The sequence below is a fragment of the Pseudomonas nunensis genome (assembly GCF_024296925.1).
Taxonomy (GTDB): Bacteria; Pseudomonadota; Gammaproteobacteria; order Pseudomonadales; family Pseudomonadaceae; genus Aquipseudomonas; species Aquipseudomonas nunensis.
In genome coordinates this window covers 5,606,939-5,622,100 of the sequence record NZ_CP101125.1, presented here as the reverse complement: position 1 = coordinate 5,622,100, position 15,162 = coordinate 5,606,939, and the positions used below count along the sequence as shown (strand labels likewise).

Below are 15,162 nucleotides of genomic sequence, written 5' to 3'. Positions count from 1 at the left end.
GGGTACCGCAATGTTGCAACGATATCTCTGGAAACTATTGCCCAAGCAGCAGCGAGCCTTCCTGCTGGGGCGCCTGTCGGTCGTGGACCGTCAGGTGGTGAACAAGTCGATGTCAGCCAATCTGCAATTCCCCACGTCCTTCGCACAGCATGGGTGCCTGTTCATTCATGTGCCCAAGTGCGCCGGCAGCAGCGTGTGCGCGGCATTGTTCGACGACTGGAGCCCCGGACACTTGCCGTTGTACTGGTACGAGCAACAGTTTCCCGAACAGTTTGCCGCCAGTTTCAAGTTCGCTTTCGTCCGCGATCCACTGGAGAGGGCCTACTCGGCTTACGCTTTTCTGAGGGGGAACGAGTTGGGACGGCGTGACCACGCGGCGCAGAAACTGGTGAATCAGTACCGCGATTTCGACGACTTCGTGGCGCGCTGGCTGCATCCGGAGACGATCAGCCGCCAGCTGCATTTTGCCGCACAGTCGGATTTCCTCACCGACTCCCTAGGGCATCTGGCCCTGGACTTCATCGGCTATCAAGAGCACTTGGCGCGGGATTTCGAGTTGGTGTGCGAGCAGTTGAAACATCCAGTGACGTTGCCTTATCTCAACGGCTCACAGCAGCGCCTGCCTAGACTGGCCCGCGATTTCTGTTCCGTGCGGACCCGACGGCTGGTGCGCCGGGTGTATCAGCGTGATTACGAGATGCTCGGTTATGAATAACGCCCAACCAATGTCCACGCCAATGCCGGCGATCCGCCCCTACGGATTGGCGCTGTCGAGCGACGCCCGGGCCGCGCTCAAGTCGCAGCGTGCGCGCTGCCTCTGGTTGACCGGTTTGTCCGGGGCGGGAAAGTCGACGCTGGCAAATGCCCTGGAGCTGCAACTCAATCAACGTGGCTTTCACACGTTTATCCTTGATGGCGACAACCTGCGTAATGGCCTGTGCAGCGACCTGGGCATGGGGGCTGATTGTCGCCGGGAAAACATTCGGCGCATGGCCGAGGTCGCGCGGTTGATGGTCGATGCCGGGCTGATTGTGATCGTCGCGGCGATCTCGCCGTTCCGCGCCGAGCGTGAGGCGGCGCGGCGATTGTTTGCCGAGGGCGATTTCATCGAGGTTTACGTGAGCACACCTTTCTCGATTTGCGCGCAACGGGACCCCAAAGGTTTGTATCAGGCGGCCCTGCAGGGGCGGATCAAGGACTTTACCGGTATCGACAGCCCGTATGAGGCGCCGCTGAAGGCCGAGTGCGAGATCGACACTCAAAATCTGCATCTGGAGGACGCCTGCGCTCGGTTAGCGACGTTGTTTGCTCAATAAATGATCAGAAACCCCTGTCAATTCATCCTGTTGCAGCCGCCGCACAAGCCTGCGCCAACCCTGTGTTAATATCGCGCCCCTGTTCATTTTGTATGTGGGTTGCTCCATGAAGTTGTCCATGCCGCGATTCGATCAAGCCCCTGTCTTGGTGGTCGGCGATGTCATGCTCGACCGTTACTGGCATGGTGGTACCTCACGGATTTCCCCTGAGGCGCCGGTACCGGTGGTCAAGGTCGAGCAAATCGAGGACCGCCCGGGCGGTGCCGCCAACGTTGCGCTCAACATCGCCGCCCTCGGCGCCCCGGCTTCGCTGGTCGGCGTGACCGGCGACGATGAAGCCGCCGACAGCCTGGCCAATAGCCTCAAGGGTGCCGGTGTGCGCGCGTTGTTCCAGCGCATTGCGCACCAGCCGACCATCGTCAAGTTGCGGGTCATGAGCCGTCACCAGCAATTGCTGCGTATCGACTTCGAAGAACCGTTCGCCACCGACGCCCTGGCGCTGGGCGAGCAGGTCGACGAATTGCTCGAAGGCATCAAGGTGCTGGTGCTGTCCGATTACGGCAAAGGCGCACTGAAAAACCATCAGGTGCTGATCCAGGCTGCCCGCGCCCGTGGCATTCCGGTGCTGGCTGACCCGAAGGGCAAAGATTTCTCGATCTACCGTGGTGCCAGCCTGATCACCCCGAACCTCAGCGAGTTCGAGGCCATCGTCGGCGGGTGCGCCGATGAGCACGAACTCGTGAGCAAGGGCGCGACCCTGATGCACGACCTCGACCTCGGCGCCTTGCTGGTGACCCGTGGCGAGCACGGCATGACCTTGCTGCGCCCGGATCATCCGGCGTTGCACCTGCCGGCCCGCGCCCGTGAAGTGTTCGACGTGACCGGCGCCGGTGACACGGTGATTTCTACCCTGGCGGCGGCGATTGCCGCTGGCGAAGAACTGCCCCACGCGGTGGCCCTGGCCAACCTGGCGGCGGGCATTGTGGTCGGCAAGCTCGGTACGGCGTGCATCAGCGCACCGGAACTGCGTCGCGCGATCCAGCGTGAAGAAGGCTCCGAGCGCGGTGTGCTCGGCCTTGAGCAGTTGTTGCTGGCCGTCGATGATGCCCGTGCGCACAACGAGCGGATCGTCTTCACCAACGGCTGCTTCGACATTCTGCATGCTGGCCATGTGACCTACCTCGAGCAGGCGCGGGCCCAGGGTGATCGCCTGATCGTCGCGGTCAATGACGATGCTTCGGTGAGCCGCCTGAAAGGGCCGGGTCGTCCGATCAACAGCGTTGACCGGCGCATGGCGGTACTGGCCGGTCTGGGCGCGGTGGATTGGGTTATCAGCTTCGCTGAAGGCACCCCGGAAAACCTGCTGCGCGAGGTCAAGCCGGACGTGTTGGTCAAGGGCGGGGATTACGGGATCGACCAGGTGGTCGGCGCGGACATCGTCTCGGCCTACGGCGGGACAGTGAAAGTGCTGGGGCTGGTGGAAAACAGCTCGACGACCGCGATTGTCGAGAAGATCCGTAATAACTGAGAACGACGCGGTCACTGTGGCGAGGGAGCTTGCTCCCGCTGGGGCGCGAAGCGGCCCTAGAACCATACACCACGGTTATTCAGGTTAATCGCATCTGGCCGGTTTACGACTGCTTCGCAGCCGAGCGGGAGCAAGCTCCCTCGCCACAAAGTCAAAAGATCGCAGCCTTCGGCAGCTCTACAGGGTTATGTGTACACCTGTAGGAGCTGCCGAAGTCTGCGATCTTTTCCTTTTAAGAACCGACTTTTTTACGCGGCACGATTTTCTTCAACAACTGCTTCGCCTTCCCCCGCAACCGCGCCAACCCTGAGTCCTTCCCCGGCGGCGCCAACCCCTGTTGCCGCACCCAATCCTTCCAGCGAATCCGCTCATCGCGCACCAGCCAGCCTTCCTGTTGGGCAAAGCTCTCGGCCAGGTACAGCCCGCGCGTGCTCGCCGGGTACAGTTGATCTTTTTTCAGCGTGTAGAGCTCAGCCATCGGCTGGCCATCCTGCAGTGGCATCAGGTACAAGTCCGGCCGTTTACGATCCAGCCGTGCCACTAACTGGTCTCCTTCCAGGCGTTCGTCCACATGAAACAGACTCAGGGACTTGGCTTCCTTGGGCACGTCCAGGCGCAAGTCGTAGATCAGTTGCAAGGAGGCGGTCGGCAGATGCACATAAGCTCGCGGCCGTTCGATCAACTGCATGTTGGCGCAACGCACCGGCCGCGCCGAACCGGACAGTGGCGACAAGCGAAACGGCAGGGCTTCGCGATAATGCAGGGCGGACGAGTAGGGCGCCGGCAGCCAGGTGTCGTTGAAGCGCCCACCGAGCCAGCCTTCCGGGGTTTCCAGCAGGCACTCTTCGGCAATCTCCTGGATCGCCGTGTGCAGCGGCAGGTTCAACTCATGGGCCGGCACGTAACCGGAAATCAGCTTGAGTACCACGTCGCCACGGTCCTGCCGACGCTGACGCACCAGCACCCAATAATCGCGGTTCTGCCAATGCAGGGTCAGGCGCACCGAAACCCCCAAGTTGGCCAGTTCCACGGCGAACCGTTCGCTGTCAGCCACGGCGACCGGGCGACGGCGTTGCAGGGTCTGGGAGAAGTTGAGCGGCATCCCGACGCTCTGATAACTCAGGCCTTCGGGAGTCGCTTCGACGTACAACGGCAGGGTCTTGAAGTTGCTCGGATTCTTTCTAATGAGCGTACGCGGCATGTCGGCTCCTGCTTAAGGCCGCGTGGGCGGCGTCAGTTACTACGAAGGACCTGGGCAACGGTCGCGACGTTGTGGGCGAGGTGCAGCGGATTGATGGTCCCGACAATAGCACTGGCAACGCCCGGATGTTCAAACAACAACTCGAAGCTGGCGCGCACCGGGTCCACGCCGGGGCTGAGGCAGACGTGACCGCTGGCGAGGGCTTTTTTCACCAGGATCGCTTTGCCGTGAGAAGCAGCATAGTCAATGACGGCTTTCTCGTTTTGTTCGTTCAGATTGTAGGTGACCATCGCGCAATCACCTTGTTCCAGAGCCTTCAAGCCGCCTTCGACGGTTTTGCCGGAAAAACCGAAACCGCGAATCTTGCCTTCGGCCTTGAGCTCGGCGAGTGTCTCGTAGACTTCGCAGTCGTTGAGGATCGCAAGGTCGTTGCCGTCAGAATGCACCAACACCAGGTCGATAAAATCCGTTTCCAGACGTTGCAGGCTGCGCTCCACCGAGAGGCGGGTGTGGGCAGCACTGAAGTCGTGACGGGACTGGCCATCGGCAAACTCTTCGCCGACTTTGCTGACGATCACCCACTCCTGGCGCTGACCGCGCAGCAACGGGCCGAGACGTTCTTCGCTGCGACCGTAAGCCGGGGCGGTGTCGATCAGGTTGATGCCCATGTCGCGGGCGAGCTTGAGCAGCATTCGTGCTTCGTCATCGCCAGGGATCTGGAAGCCGTTGGGGTATTTCACGCCTTGGTCGCGACCGAGTTTTACCGTGCCCAGGCCCAAGGGCGAAACCAGCAGGCCGGTGCTGCCCAGCGGGCGATGCAAGTCGTGCAGGGTTTTTACGCTCATGGCAGCAGTTGCTCCCAGGCAGGAACGCCCATCGGTGGTTTTGGCAGGTCCGGCAATGGCGCCGCTGGGCCGGGTTGAATGCCGTCGCGGGCCAGGCTGGTGATGACGCGATCAGCGAAGTCCGGCGCCAGCGCCAGTTTGGTCGGCCAACCCACCAGCAGCCGACCCTCTTCGGCCAGGAACGCGTTGTCCGGACGGGTCAGGCCGGTTTGCAGCGGCTCGGCGCGATCCACGCGCAGGGTCGCCCATTGCACAGTGCTCAGGTCGATCCACGGCAGCAACTGGCCGAGTTCTTTCTGCGCCGTGGCGATTTGCTCCGCCGGTTCGCGGGCCACGCCTTCGGCTTCGGCAATGTCACCGCCCAAGTACCAGACCCACTGGCCATCGGCGGCCGGATGGGTGGTGACGGTGATGCGCGGTTTGGTGCCGCCGCCCAGGCAGTGGGCGTACAGCGGTTTGAGGCTCGGGCCTTTGGCGATGATCATGTGCAATGGCCGGCGCTGCATGGCGGGTTGGCTCAGCCCCAGCGCTTCGAGCAGCGTGGCGGTGCCGGCACCGGCGCTGAGGACGATGCGCTGGGCGCGGATTTCACGTCCGTCGACGGTCAGGCCCACCAGAACGCCACCTTCCAGCAACGGTTCGATGGTTTGCCCGGCGAGCAAGCCGTCACCGGCCAGATCGGCGAGGCGCTGGATCAGGCTCGGCACGTCGATCACCAGTTCAGCCAGGCGATACACCTTGCCCTTGAAGCGCTTGTCTTGCAGAGCTGGCGGAAGCTGATCGCCCTTGACCTGATCGACCCGCCCGCGCACCGCTTTGCTGGCGAAGAAACTCGTTAGGTTGCCGGCGATAGTGCCCGGGGACCACAGGTAATGGGCTTCGGACAGCAGGCGCACGCCGCTCAGGTCCAATTCGCCGTCACCGGCCAGCGCTTCACGCCAGCGGCGCGGCATGTCGGCGATGGCTTCCGAAGCACCGGTCAGGGCGCCATGCAGCGCGTACTTGGCGCCGCCATGGATGATGCCCTGGGACTTCACGCTTTGCCCGCCGCCGAGGCTGGCACTTTCCACCAGCACGGTCGAAAAACCCTGGCGGCGCAGACGCGCATTGAGCCAGAGGCCGGCGACACCAGCGCCGACAATCAGAACGTCGGTGGAAATAACGGATGGCATGCAGCGACCTCAGTGTTCAAGACGAGGGCGCAGTATACAGACTCGAAGATTGGAGGTTTTGCTGGTGATCAATCGGGTGGATGCAAAACCCCTGTGGGAGCGGGCTTGCTCGCGAAAGCGGTGTACCAGTCGACATTGAAGTTGCCTGATACACCGCATTCGCGAGCAAGCCCGCTCCCACAGTTGATTGGATTTCGGCAGTTAGTGGCCGGCGGTTTTGGAGAACAGTTGGATGACGACAACGCCCAGCACAATCAACGCCATCCCCAACATTGCCGGCACATCCAGTTTCTGCCCGTAGATAAACAGCGCCGCGACGCTGACCATCACAATCCCCATCCCTGCCCACACCGCGTAAGCCACACCCACCGGCACGCTGCGCACCACCAGGGTCAGCATCCAGAACGCGATGCCATAGCCGACGATCACCAGGATCAGCGGCAGAGGCGTGCTGAAACCTTTGACCGCTTTCATCGAAACAGTGGCGATCACTTCGGCGCAGATGGCGATGGCAAGGTAGTAGTAAGCGGTCATGGGGTAATCCTCGTGTGAAGTGTTGCTTTCTGAGGTCGGCATTCTAGAGATTCCCCAGATGCGGTAAAGTCATTACCTATCTTTCATCGAGATAGGTCGAGCCATGAACATGCAATGGAACCTGGAACAGCTGCGCTTGTTTGTCAGCGTAGCGGAGCAGCGCTCGTTTTCGGCGGTGGCGCGGGATCAGCGCAAGGCGCAGTCGGCGGTCAGCAGCTCGATTGCGTTGCTGGAGGAAGACCTCGGCGTGAGCCTTTTCGACCGCAGCAGTGGCCGCCAGCCGAAGCTGACCGAGGCCGGCAGTGCCTTGCTCGAAGAGGCGCGGGAGGTGCTGCGACAGTGTGAGCGTTTGAACGGCCGGGCGCTGGCGATGATGCGCGGCCAAGAAGCGCGCATCCGTTTGGCCCAGGATGAGGCGATGCCTTTTCAGCCAATCGTCGACAGCCTCAGCGCGCTCGCGGTGCAGTTCCCCAGCCTGGAAGTGCAATTGTCCAACGGAACCCAGGGCGATGTGGCGAGAAAACTTCTGGAGCGCCGCGCCGATCTCGGTTTGTTGTTCTACCACGACCAGATTCCCGAGGCGCTGGAGCGGCGGGTATTGGGCAGTATCGAAATGGTCACCGTGTGTGGCGTCGGCCATCCGTTGGCGGCGCTGGATGAGGTCAACTGCCAGCAACTGGCCCAACATCGCCAATTGCTGATGGCCGCGCAATCCAGCGTTTATCCCGGTAGCGAGCCGGCCAGCCCGCAGGTGTGGCGCGCCGACAGCTTCTACGTCATCGCCGAATTGCTGATGCGCGGCCTCGGCTGGGCGTGGTTGCCGCGCAACGTTGTGCAGTATTCGGGGTATCAACGGCAGATGGTCGAACTGGTCAGCGAATGGACCCCGCCGGCGCTGGTGGTGGAGCTGGTCTGGCGCCGCGACGAACCGCTCGGGCCGGCGGCGCGTTGGTTGGCCGAACGTTTTGCCGTGCACTTGCAGGCGATCGGCTGAAAACCCGATAAACTCCGCCGCCATGAATAGAACTCTCTACACCGCGCTGTTTTATCTGGGGCTGCCACTGGTAGCGATTCGACTGTGGCTGCGTTCGCGCAAGGCGCCGGCGTATGCCAAGCGCATTGGCGAGCGGTTCTCCTTCGGCTTGCCGGTGATGAAGCCGGGCGGCATCTGGGTGCACGCGGTGTCCGTGGGCGAAAGCATCGCGGCGGCGCCGATGATTCGCGCCTTGCTGCAACGCTATCCGACGCTGCCGATCACCGTGACCTGCATGACCCCGACCGGTTCGGAACGCATCCAGGCCTTGTTCGCCAACGAGCCGCGCATTCAGCACTGCTATTTGCCTTATGACCTGCCGTGCGCCGCCGCGCGATTCCTGGATCGGGTCCAGCCGAAACTCGCGGTGATCATGGAAACCGAGCTGTGGCCGAACCACATTCACCAGTGCGCCAAGCGCGGGATTCCGGTGGCGCTGGCCAACGCGCGACTGTCCGAGCGCTCGGCCAAAGGCTATGGCCGTTTCCATAAACTGACCGGGCCGATGCTGGCCGAGATGAGTTTGTTTGCGGTGCAGACCGAAGCCGAGGCCGAGCGCTTCCGTTCACTCGGCGCGCGTGCGGAAACCGTCGAAGTCACCGGTTCGATCAAATTCGACCTGCCCATCGACCCGCAACTGCTTCAAAGCGCCGCCGAGTTGCGCGGGCAGTGGCAGGCGCTGGAGCGTCCGGTATGGATCGCCGCCAGCACCCACGAAGGGGAAGACGAAGTGGTGCTGGCGGCCCATCGTCAATTGCTGGCCAGCCATCCCGATACGTTGCTGATTCTGGTGCCGCGTCACCCGGAGCGTTTCAATTCGGTGTTCGAGTTGTGCAAGCAGCAAGGTTTCTCCACGGTGCGGCGCTCCACGGGTGAGCCGGTGACTGCCGATACTTCGGTGTTGCTGGGCGACACCATGGGCGAGTTGCTGTTTCTGTATGCCTTGGCCGACAGCGCGTTTGTTGGCGGCAGTCTGGTGCCGAATGGCGGGCATAACCTGCTGGAGCCGGCGGCGCTGGCCAAGCCGGTTTTGAGCGGTCCGCACTTGTTCAACTTCCTCGAAATCGCCGCGCAATTGCGCAGTGCCGGGGCGTTGGCTGAGGTCGATGACGCGGAAGGATTGGCGGTGGCGGTGCAGCGCTTGTTCGAATTGCCGCGAGATGCGCAACGGATGGCAGAGGCGGGATTGAAGGTGATGCGCACCAATCAGGGGGCGTTGCAGCGGTTGCTGGATGGGTTGGGGCGGTTGATCGACAAATCCTGATCCACCATAGATCCATTGTGGCGAGGGAGCTTGCTCCCGCTGGGCTGCGAAGCAGCCCCAAACCCTGAGTATGCGGTCTGTTGGGTAGACCGCATTGGCTGATTTACGACTGCTGCGCAGCCGAGCGGGAGCAAGCTCCCTCGCCACAGGGGGTTGCTATTACTGGCCGGGCCGGGCCTTGAGCTGCTCCGCCGCAGCCTTGGCCAAGTCCGGCGGTAAGAAGTCCTTGTCAGGGTTGTAGTCAGCCTTGAGATAGCGCGACAAATCCTGCAAATCCCCCGGGTTCAACGTACCGGCCGCTTGCTTGAGGCGCAGGTTGTCGAGGATGTAGTCGTAGCGGGTGTTGTTGTAGTTGCGCACCGAGGTGTACAGCTGGCGCTGGGCATCGAGTACGTCGACGATGTTGCGCGTCCCCACCTGATAACCGATTTCCGTCGCTTCCACCGCGCTCTGGTTGGAGATGATCGATTGCTTGCGCGCCTGTACTTGCTCGACATCGGTGTTCACCGCGCGATGCAGGTTGCGGGTGTTTTCCACCACTTGCCGGCGCAGTTGCTCGCGCTGTTGCTCGGTCTGGTCAAGACGTGAATACGACTCGCGCACCTGGGAATTGATCAGCCCGCCGCTGTAGATCGGGATGTTCACTTGCAGGCCGACGGTGGTCTGTTCGACGTTGCCGCCGTAAGGCTGGCCGAAGGCGCTCGGGTTGCTGAAGCCCAGCGCGTCGTTGTCGCCCTTTTCGTATTTGGCTACCGCATCGAGGGTTGGCGCGTGGCCAGCCTTGCGTTGCTTGAGGGTTTCTTCGGCGGCGCTGACTGCGTAGTTGCTGGCCAGCAGATTCAGGTTCTGTTTGGCGGCGGTGTCGACCCAGGCCTTGGCGTCGTTCGGCGCTGGCGGCAGGATCGGCAGTGTATGAACGATGCCCTGAATCGAGTTGTACTGGCGGTTGGTCAGGGTGATCAGCGCTTCAAACGCATCGTCCACCTGACGCTGGGCGAGAATCCGGTTAGCCCGCGCGGTGTCGTAACTGGCCTGGGATTGCAGCACGTCGGTCTTGTCCGACAGGCCGACATCGAAGCGCTCGTTGGACTGGTCGAGCTGGCGCTTGAACGCCGCTTCTTCAGCCTTGGTCGAGGCCAGGTTGTCCTGGCTGCGCAGCACGTTGAAATAGCTTTCCGCCGATTGCAGGATCAGGTTCTGCTCGGTGGCCGACAGTTGCAGCGAGGCCTGCTCGTTGACGTCTTTGGCGGCCTGGAACTGGAACCAGCGATCAGCGCGGAACAGTGGCTGAGCCAATGTCGCCTGATAGGAGTGGGCATCGCGGTTGGCGGTGCCGGACGGCTGATCGAGCTGAGTGCGCACGGAACTCAGGTTGGCCCCGCCCGACAGGTTCGGCAGCAGGCCGGCACGGGCCTGGGGCACGACTTCTTTTTGCGCGCCGTATTGCGCGCGGGCGGCAGCCAGGTCGGCGTTGTTGTCCACCGCTTCCTGATAGACGCTGACAAGGTCGGTCTTGGTGGATAAGGGCGCTTCAGCTGCCCAGGCCATTCCATTGGACGCACAAGACACGGCAAGGGCCAGTGAGAGTTTGCGCAGCATGAGGCCATCCCTAAAAATTACGCTGATAATTTGAGCGCCAAAGGTAAGGCGCGGCCCGCACAGCGTCAAGGCGCAGCACGGCGTAGCGAGTGTAGTTGCACGCGCGTACCGCAACAATCTGCTAATTGCGCCATTCATCATGGTGTTTACCGCGGTGTTGGCGTTCTTTGCCAGTTGTGTCTAGACTGGCCGGGTTCTTGTCGGGGTGCCTTGCTATGAGGCTGAGATCGAATAATTTCGGATCCCGTTGAACCTGATCAGGTTAGCGCCTGCGTAGGGAACAAGATTTCTCGTCACCCGGCGAGTCCTCTTGTGCTTCGTCCGGGATGTTGTTCGACAATCGACAGTCGACAGCCCTCGAGCACAGAGCACAGCACCAACGGCATTTTCATGGCTGATTGGTCGCGTCCATTCGTTACAGGTTCGCTCCGACAAAAATCCACTGCTGGATGCTGTCTGGAGAGCCCGTGATGACGATAAAACTAAAAAATACGACGAACCTGAGTGATTCGGCCCAAGTCGATCAACAGTCGGTTCAACCGTTTACCCGCTCGCAAAAAATCTATGTCCAAGGTTCCCGCCCGGACATCCTCGTGCCAATGCGCGAAATCAGCCTTGATGTGACCCCGACCGACTTCGGCGGTGAGATCAACGCGCCTGTGGTTGTGTACGACACCTCGGGCCCTTACACCGATCCCAATGTCATCATCGACGTGCGCAAAGGCCTGGCCGATGTGCGTTCGCCGTGGATCGAATCCCGTGGCGACACCGAGCGCCTGCCGGGCCTGAGCTCCAACTTCGGCCAGGAACGCCTCGCCGATGCCGAACTGACCAAGCTGCGTTTCGCCCACGTGAACAACCCGCGCCGCGCCAAGGCCGGGGCCAACGTCAGCCAGATGCACTATGCCCGCAAAGGCATCATCACCGCCGAGATGGAATACGTTGCCATCCGCGAAAACATGAAGCTCGAAGTGGCCCGCGCCGCCGGGCTGCTGGACCAGCAACATGCCGGTCACAGCTTCGGCGCCAGCGTGCCGAAAATCATCACCCCGGAATTTGTCCGCGACGAAATCGCCCGTGGCCGCGCGATCATTCCGGCCAACATCAACCACACCGAACTGGAACCGATGATCATCGGCCGTAACTTCCTGGTGAAGATCAACGGCAACATCGGCAACAGCGCCCTGGGTTCGTCCATCGAAGAAGAAGTGGCGAAACTGACCTGGGGCATTCGCTGGGGTTCGGACACGGTCATGGACCTGTCCACCGGCAAGCACATTCACGAAACCCGCGAGTGGATCATCCGCAACTCGCCAGTGCCGATCGGTACGGTACCGATTTATCAGGCCCTGGAAAAAGTCGGCGGCGCTGCCGAAGACCTGACCTGGGAGCTGTTCCGCGACACGCTGATCGAACAGGCCGAGCAGGGCGTCGATTACTTCACCATCCACGCCGGCGTGTTGTTGCGCTACGTGCCGCTGACCGCCAAACGCGTGACCGGCATCGTTTCCCGTGGCGGTTCGATCATGGCCAAGTGGTGCCTGGCGCATCACAAAGAGAACTTCCTCTACACGCATTTCGAAGACATCTGCGAAATCATGAAGGCCTACGACGTCAGCTTCTCGCTGGGCGATGGCCTGCGTCCGGGTTCGATTGCCGACGCCAACGACGCTGCGCAATTCGGTGAGCTGGAAACCCTCGGCGAGCTGACCAAGATCGCCTGGAAGCACGACGTGCAGTGCATGATCGAAGGCCCTGGCCACGTGCCGATGCAGTTGATCAAAGAGAACATGGACAAGCAGCTCGAGTGCTGCGACGAGGCGCCGTTCTACACCCTCGGCCCGCTGACTACCGACATCGCGCCGGGCTACGACCACATCACTTCCGGCATCGGTGCGGCGATGATCGGCTGGTTCGGTTGCGCCATGCTTTGCTACGTCACGCCGAAGGAACACTTGGGCCTGCCGAACAAGGATGACGTGAAGACCGGGATCATCACCTACAAGATCGCCGCGCATGCCGCCGACCTTGCGAAGGGCCATCCGGGCGCGCAGATTCGTGACAATGCCTTGAGCAAGGCACGTTTCGAATTCCGCTGGGAAGACCAGTTCAACCTGGGCCTCGACCCGGACACCGCACGCTCGTATCACGATGAAACCCTGCCGAAGGATTCGGCCAAGGTCGCGCACTTCTGCTCCATGTGCGGGCCGAAATTCTGCTCGATGAAAATCACCCAGGAAGTCCGTGAATACGCGGCCAACCAGCGGATCGAAACAGTAGACGCCGAAGTCGCCCAGGGATTGGCGGACCAGGCAGAGCGTTTCAAGCAGGAAGGCAGTCAGTTGTACAAGAAGGTTTGATCTGACCTGTGATTGACGGTGCCTGTGCTGCCGCCTTCGCGAGCAAGCCCGCTCCCACATTGGAATGCATTCCAAATGTGGGAGCGGGCTTGCTCGCGAAGGCGCCGGGCCAGGCACCGAAGATCTCAATGACACACTTATCCCTCTGAGATAACACCCTTGAGCATTCAACCCAGCACCTATTCCCCTGACATCGCGGTGCCAAAAGACAAACGTGTCTTTGGCGGTCGCGATCTGTTTTCCCTGTGGTTCTCCCTCGGCATCGGCCTGATGGTCTTGCAGACCGGTGCTTTGCTCGCGCCGGGTCTGGGTCTGTCCGGCTCGCTGCTGGCGATTTTCCTCGGCACCCTGGTCGGCGTTTTGCTGCTGGCCGCCGTTGGCGTGATCGGCAGCGATACCGGCCTGTCGTCGATGGCCGCGCTCAAACTCAGTCTCGGCAAACGTGGCGCAAGCCTGCCAGCGGTGCTGAACCTGCTGCAACTGATCGGTTGGGGCTCGTTCGAAATTATCGTCATGCGCGACGCCGCCAGCCTGCTTGGCGCCAAGGCGTTCAGCGAAGGCAGTCTGCTGTCAAATCCGCTGCTCTGGACTTTGGTGTTCGGCGCACTCGCGACCTTGCTCGCGGTCAGTGGTCCACTGACTTTCGTACGTCAGATCCTGCGCAAGTGGGGCATCTGGCTGTTGCTGGCGGCGTGTATCTGGCTGACCTGGAACCTGTTCACCAAAGCCGATCTGGCGGCGTTGTGGCACCAGGCGGGTGATGGTTCGATGCCGTTCGCCGTGGGCTTCGACATCGCAATCGCGATGCCGCTGTCCTGGCTGCCGCTGATTGCCGACTACTCGCGTTTCGGCAAGCGTGCGAAAAACGTGTTCGGCGGCACCGCGCTGGGTTTCTTTATCGGTAACTTCTGGCTGATGAGCTTGGGCGTGGCTTACACCCTGGCGTTCGCGCCGAGCGGTGAAGTGAATGCCTTGCTGTTGGCGTTGGCGGGTGCCGGCCTGGGGATTCCGCTGCTGCTGATTCTGCTGGACGAGTCGGAAAACGCCTTTGCCGATATTCACTCGGCGGCGGTGTCGAGCGGGATTTTGTTGCGCCTGAAGGTCGAGCATCTGGCGTTGGCGATTGGCGTGATTTGCACACTGATCGCGTGCCTGGCGCCATTGGCCCAGTACCAGAACTTCCTGTTGTTGATCGGTTCGGTGTTTGCGCCGTTGTTCGGCGTGGTGCTGGTGGATCACTTCATCCTGCGCAAACGCAGTGCTCAGGTCGCGTCAGCCGCATTGCGCTGGCCGGCGTTGCTCGCCTGGTTGGGCGGGGTGAGCACCTATCATTTGCTGGCTAATCTGTATCCGGATGTCGGCGCAACCCTGCCGTCGCTGGTACTGGCAGGGCTGCTGCAACTAGTGCTCGGTCGAGCCTTCAGTTACGGCCGGGAAACAGCTCGGGCCTGAGAATGCCATTCAGGCGCGGGTAGGGGATCTTCAGTTCGATGTGGCCCAACGCGTAAGGCGCGATGGTGCTCACTTCGTACTTGAGGATCACCCCACCGTAGGTCAGCGCCACGTTCTGGGTTTTCTGGAAATGCCAGGTCTTCAGGAAATCCGCTTCCTGATCGAGCTTGGTGCTGATCAGCCAGCTGTTGTGCGCCACTTGCGCGGCTTTCCAGAACGCTTCTTCCTGACCCGGCAGCAACATATCCGACAGCGTCAGCACTTTATGCTGCTGGCGCGAATAGTTGATAAAGCTGCGGCCCGGTGTGCCATGCGCGCCACCGGTGTCCAGGTAGCTGGAAAATTCAACGATCACCAAGCCGTCATGCTGCTCACGTACCTTGGCTTGCAAATAGCTGCTGGAACGCGGTGCGGCGGTGCGCAAAAACTGATCGCGATAGGCGGCCAGGGTCGGCGCTGCGGGGGCATCCGGGGTGCGGGTCAATTGCAGCAGGTTCTTTTCGACGATGCCGTCCAGCTGTGGCTCGTCCGGGAAACGCAGGGTGTCGATGTTCACCAACGGGCAATCAGGCGTGGTGCAACCCGGCTTGAGGATTTCCGAAGCATCGCGGGTGGTTTCCAGCGGCGTCCGGTAGTTGGGTTGGAACAGGCTCTGGCAAGCGCCCAGGGTCAGGGCGATAGCGGCCACGGAGGCGATTTTAAAAAGCGACATGGGCGTCCTTCATAAAACAGGGAAAGGCGAAAAGTTACCGCTTCGACTATCAACGGAGCAGTCAGTTCGCCACTAAGCTAATTAGAGTTGGTTTCGCCCTCACCGTCTATCCCGCTGAAGGTAAAGGGGCTGCATCAAAGGTCGCG

The 15,162-nt window shown here is 61.4% G+C and carries 13 protein-coding genes and 1 riboswitch; of the genes, 7 read left to right on the top strand and 6 right to left on the bottom strand.

Features of this window, described 5'->3' with window-relative positions:
- The first annotated feature begins 10 nt into the window (after positions 1–10).
- The 3 genes from NK667_RS24725 to hldE all read left to right on the top strand — a co-directional run bounded on the left by NK667_RS24725 (position 11) and on the right by hldE (position 2,844).
- The gene (locus NK667_RS24725; protein ID WP_054053284.1) at positions 11–715 is read left to right on the top strand and encodes a sulfotransferase family 2 domain-containing protein; all 705 of its coding nucleotides are present in this window, start codon (positions 11–13) and stop codon (positions 713–715) included.
- Entirely contained in the window at positions 708–1,316 is a 609-nt protein-coding gene (gene cysC / locus NK667_RS24720) for an adenylyl-sulfate kinase (protein WP_054053286.1), read from the top strand. The genes NK667_RS24725 and cysC overlap by 8 nt, the downstream gene beginning before the upstream one ends.
- 106 nt (positions 1,317–1,422) lie before the next feature.
- Complete coding sequence (gene hldE, locus NK667_RS24715; protein ID WP_054616414.1) at positions 1,423–2,844, top strand: bifunctional D-glycero-beta-D-manno-heptose-7-phosphate kinase/D-glycero-beta-D-manno-heptose 1-phosphate adenylyltransferase HldE; 1,422 nt, start codon at positions 1,423–1,425, stop codon at positions 2,842–2,844.
- A 232-nt stretch (positions 2,845–3,076) separates the two neighbouring features.
- Here hldE and NK667_RS24710 read toward each other — a convergent pair whose 3' ends face one another.
- The 4 genes from NK667_RS24710 to NK667_RS24695 all read right to left on the bottom strand — a co-directional run bounded on the left by NK667_RS24710 (position 3,077) and on the right by NK667_RS24695 (position 6,596).
- On the bottom strand, positions 3,077–4,045 hold the full coding sequence (locus NK667_RS24710; protein ID WP_054053289.1) for a hypothetical protein: 969 nt from the start codon (positions 4,043–4,045) through the stop codon (positions 3,077–3,079).
- 32 nt (positions 4,046–4,077) lie between these two features.
- A complete protein-coding gene (locus tag NK667_RS24705; RefSeq protein WP_054616413.1) occupies positions 4,078–4,890 on the bottom strand; it encodes an aldo/keto reductase in 813 nt (270 codons plus the stop codon).
- Positions 4,887–6,062 (bottom strand): NAD(P)/FAD-dependent oxidoreductase, encoded by a 1,176-nt coding sequence (locus NK667_RS24700; RefSeq protein ID WP_054616412.1) that lies wholly within the window; start codon positions 6,060–6,062, stop codon positions 4,887–4,889. Before NK667_RS24700 ends, NK667_RS24705 begins: the two co-directional genes overlap by 4 nt.
- A 201-nt stretch (positions 6,063–6,263) precedes the next feature.
- Positions 6,264–6,596: a DMT family transporter gene (locus NK667_RS24695; RefSeq protein ID WP_008027887.1), complete on the bottom strand. Its 333-nt coding sequence runs from the start codon at positions 6,594–6,596 to the stop codon at positions 6,264–6,266.
- Positions 6,597–6,699: 103 nt separating this feature from the next.
- On the opposite strand from NK667_RS24695, the gene NK667_RS24690 reads away from it, so the two are divergent.
- Both NK667_RS24690 and waaA read left to right on the top strand, forming a co-directional pair.
- The gene (locus NK667_RS24690) at positions 6,700–7,590 is read left to right on the top strand and encodes a LysR family transcriptional regulator (RefSeq protein ID WP_054053295.1); all 891 of its coding nucleotides are present in this window, start codon (positions 6,700–6,702) and stop codon (positions 7,588–7,590) included.
- A gap of 22 nt (positions 7,591–7,612) precedes the next feature.
- Positions 7,613–8,893, top strand: a complete 1,281-nt coding sequence (waaA, locus tag NK667_RS24685; protein ID WP_054616411.1) for a lipid IV(A) 3-deoxy-D-manno-octulosonic acid transferase — start codon at positions 7,613–7,615, stop codon at positions 8,891–8,893.
- Between the two features lie 159 nt (positions 8,894–9,052).
- Here waaA and NK667_RS24680 read toward each other — a convergent pair whose 3' ends face one another.
- Positions 9,053–10,492, bottom strand: coding sequence for a TolC family outer membrane protein (locus NK667_RS24680; protein ID WP_054053299.1), 1,440 nt, complete (start codon positions 10,490–10,492; stop codon positions 9,053–9,055).
- Between the two features lie 191 nt (positions 10,493–10,683).
- A riboswitch (TPP riboswitch) is annotated at positions 10,684–10,789 on the top strand.
- A 173-nt stretch (positions 10,790–10,962) separates the two neighbouring features.
- Here NK667_RS24680 and thiC point away from each other — a divergent pair.
- Positions 10,963–12,852 carry a phosphomethylpyrimidine synthase ThiC gene (thiC, locus tag NK667_RS24675; protein ID WP_054053301.1) on the top strand — a complete coding sequence of 630 codons (1,890 nt, stop codon included), beginning with the start codon at positions 10,963–10,965 and terminating at the stop codon, positions 12,850–12,852.
- A 159-nt stretch (positions 12,853–13,011) separates the two neighbouring features.
- Positions 13,012–14,304, top strand: coding sequence for a putative hydroxymethylpyrimidine transporter CytX (gene cytX / locus NK667_RS24670; protein ID WP_054616410.1), 1,293 nt, complete (start codon positions 13,012–13,014; stop codon positions 14,302–14,304).
- Here the strand turns inward: cytX and NK667_RS24665 are convergent.
- Positions 14,273–15,016, bottom strand: a complete 744-nt coding sequence (locus NK667_RS24665) for an RsiV family protein (protein WP_054616409.1) — start codon at positions 15,014–15,016, stop codon at positions 14,273–14,275. The two genes, cytX and NK667_RS24665, sit on opposite strands and share 32 nt — an antisense overlap.
- Positions 15,017–15,162: the final 146 nt, after the last annotated feature.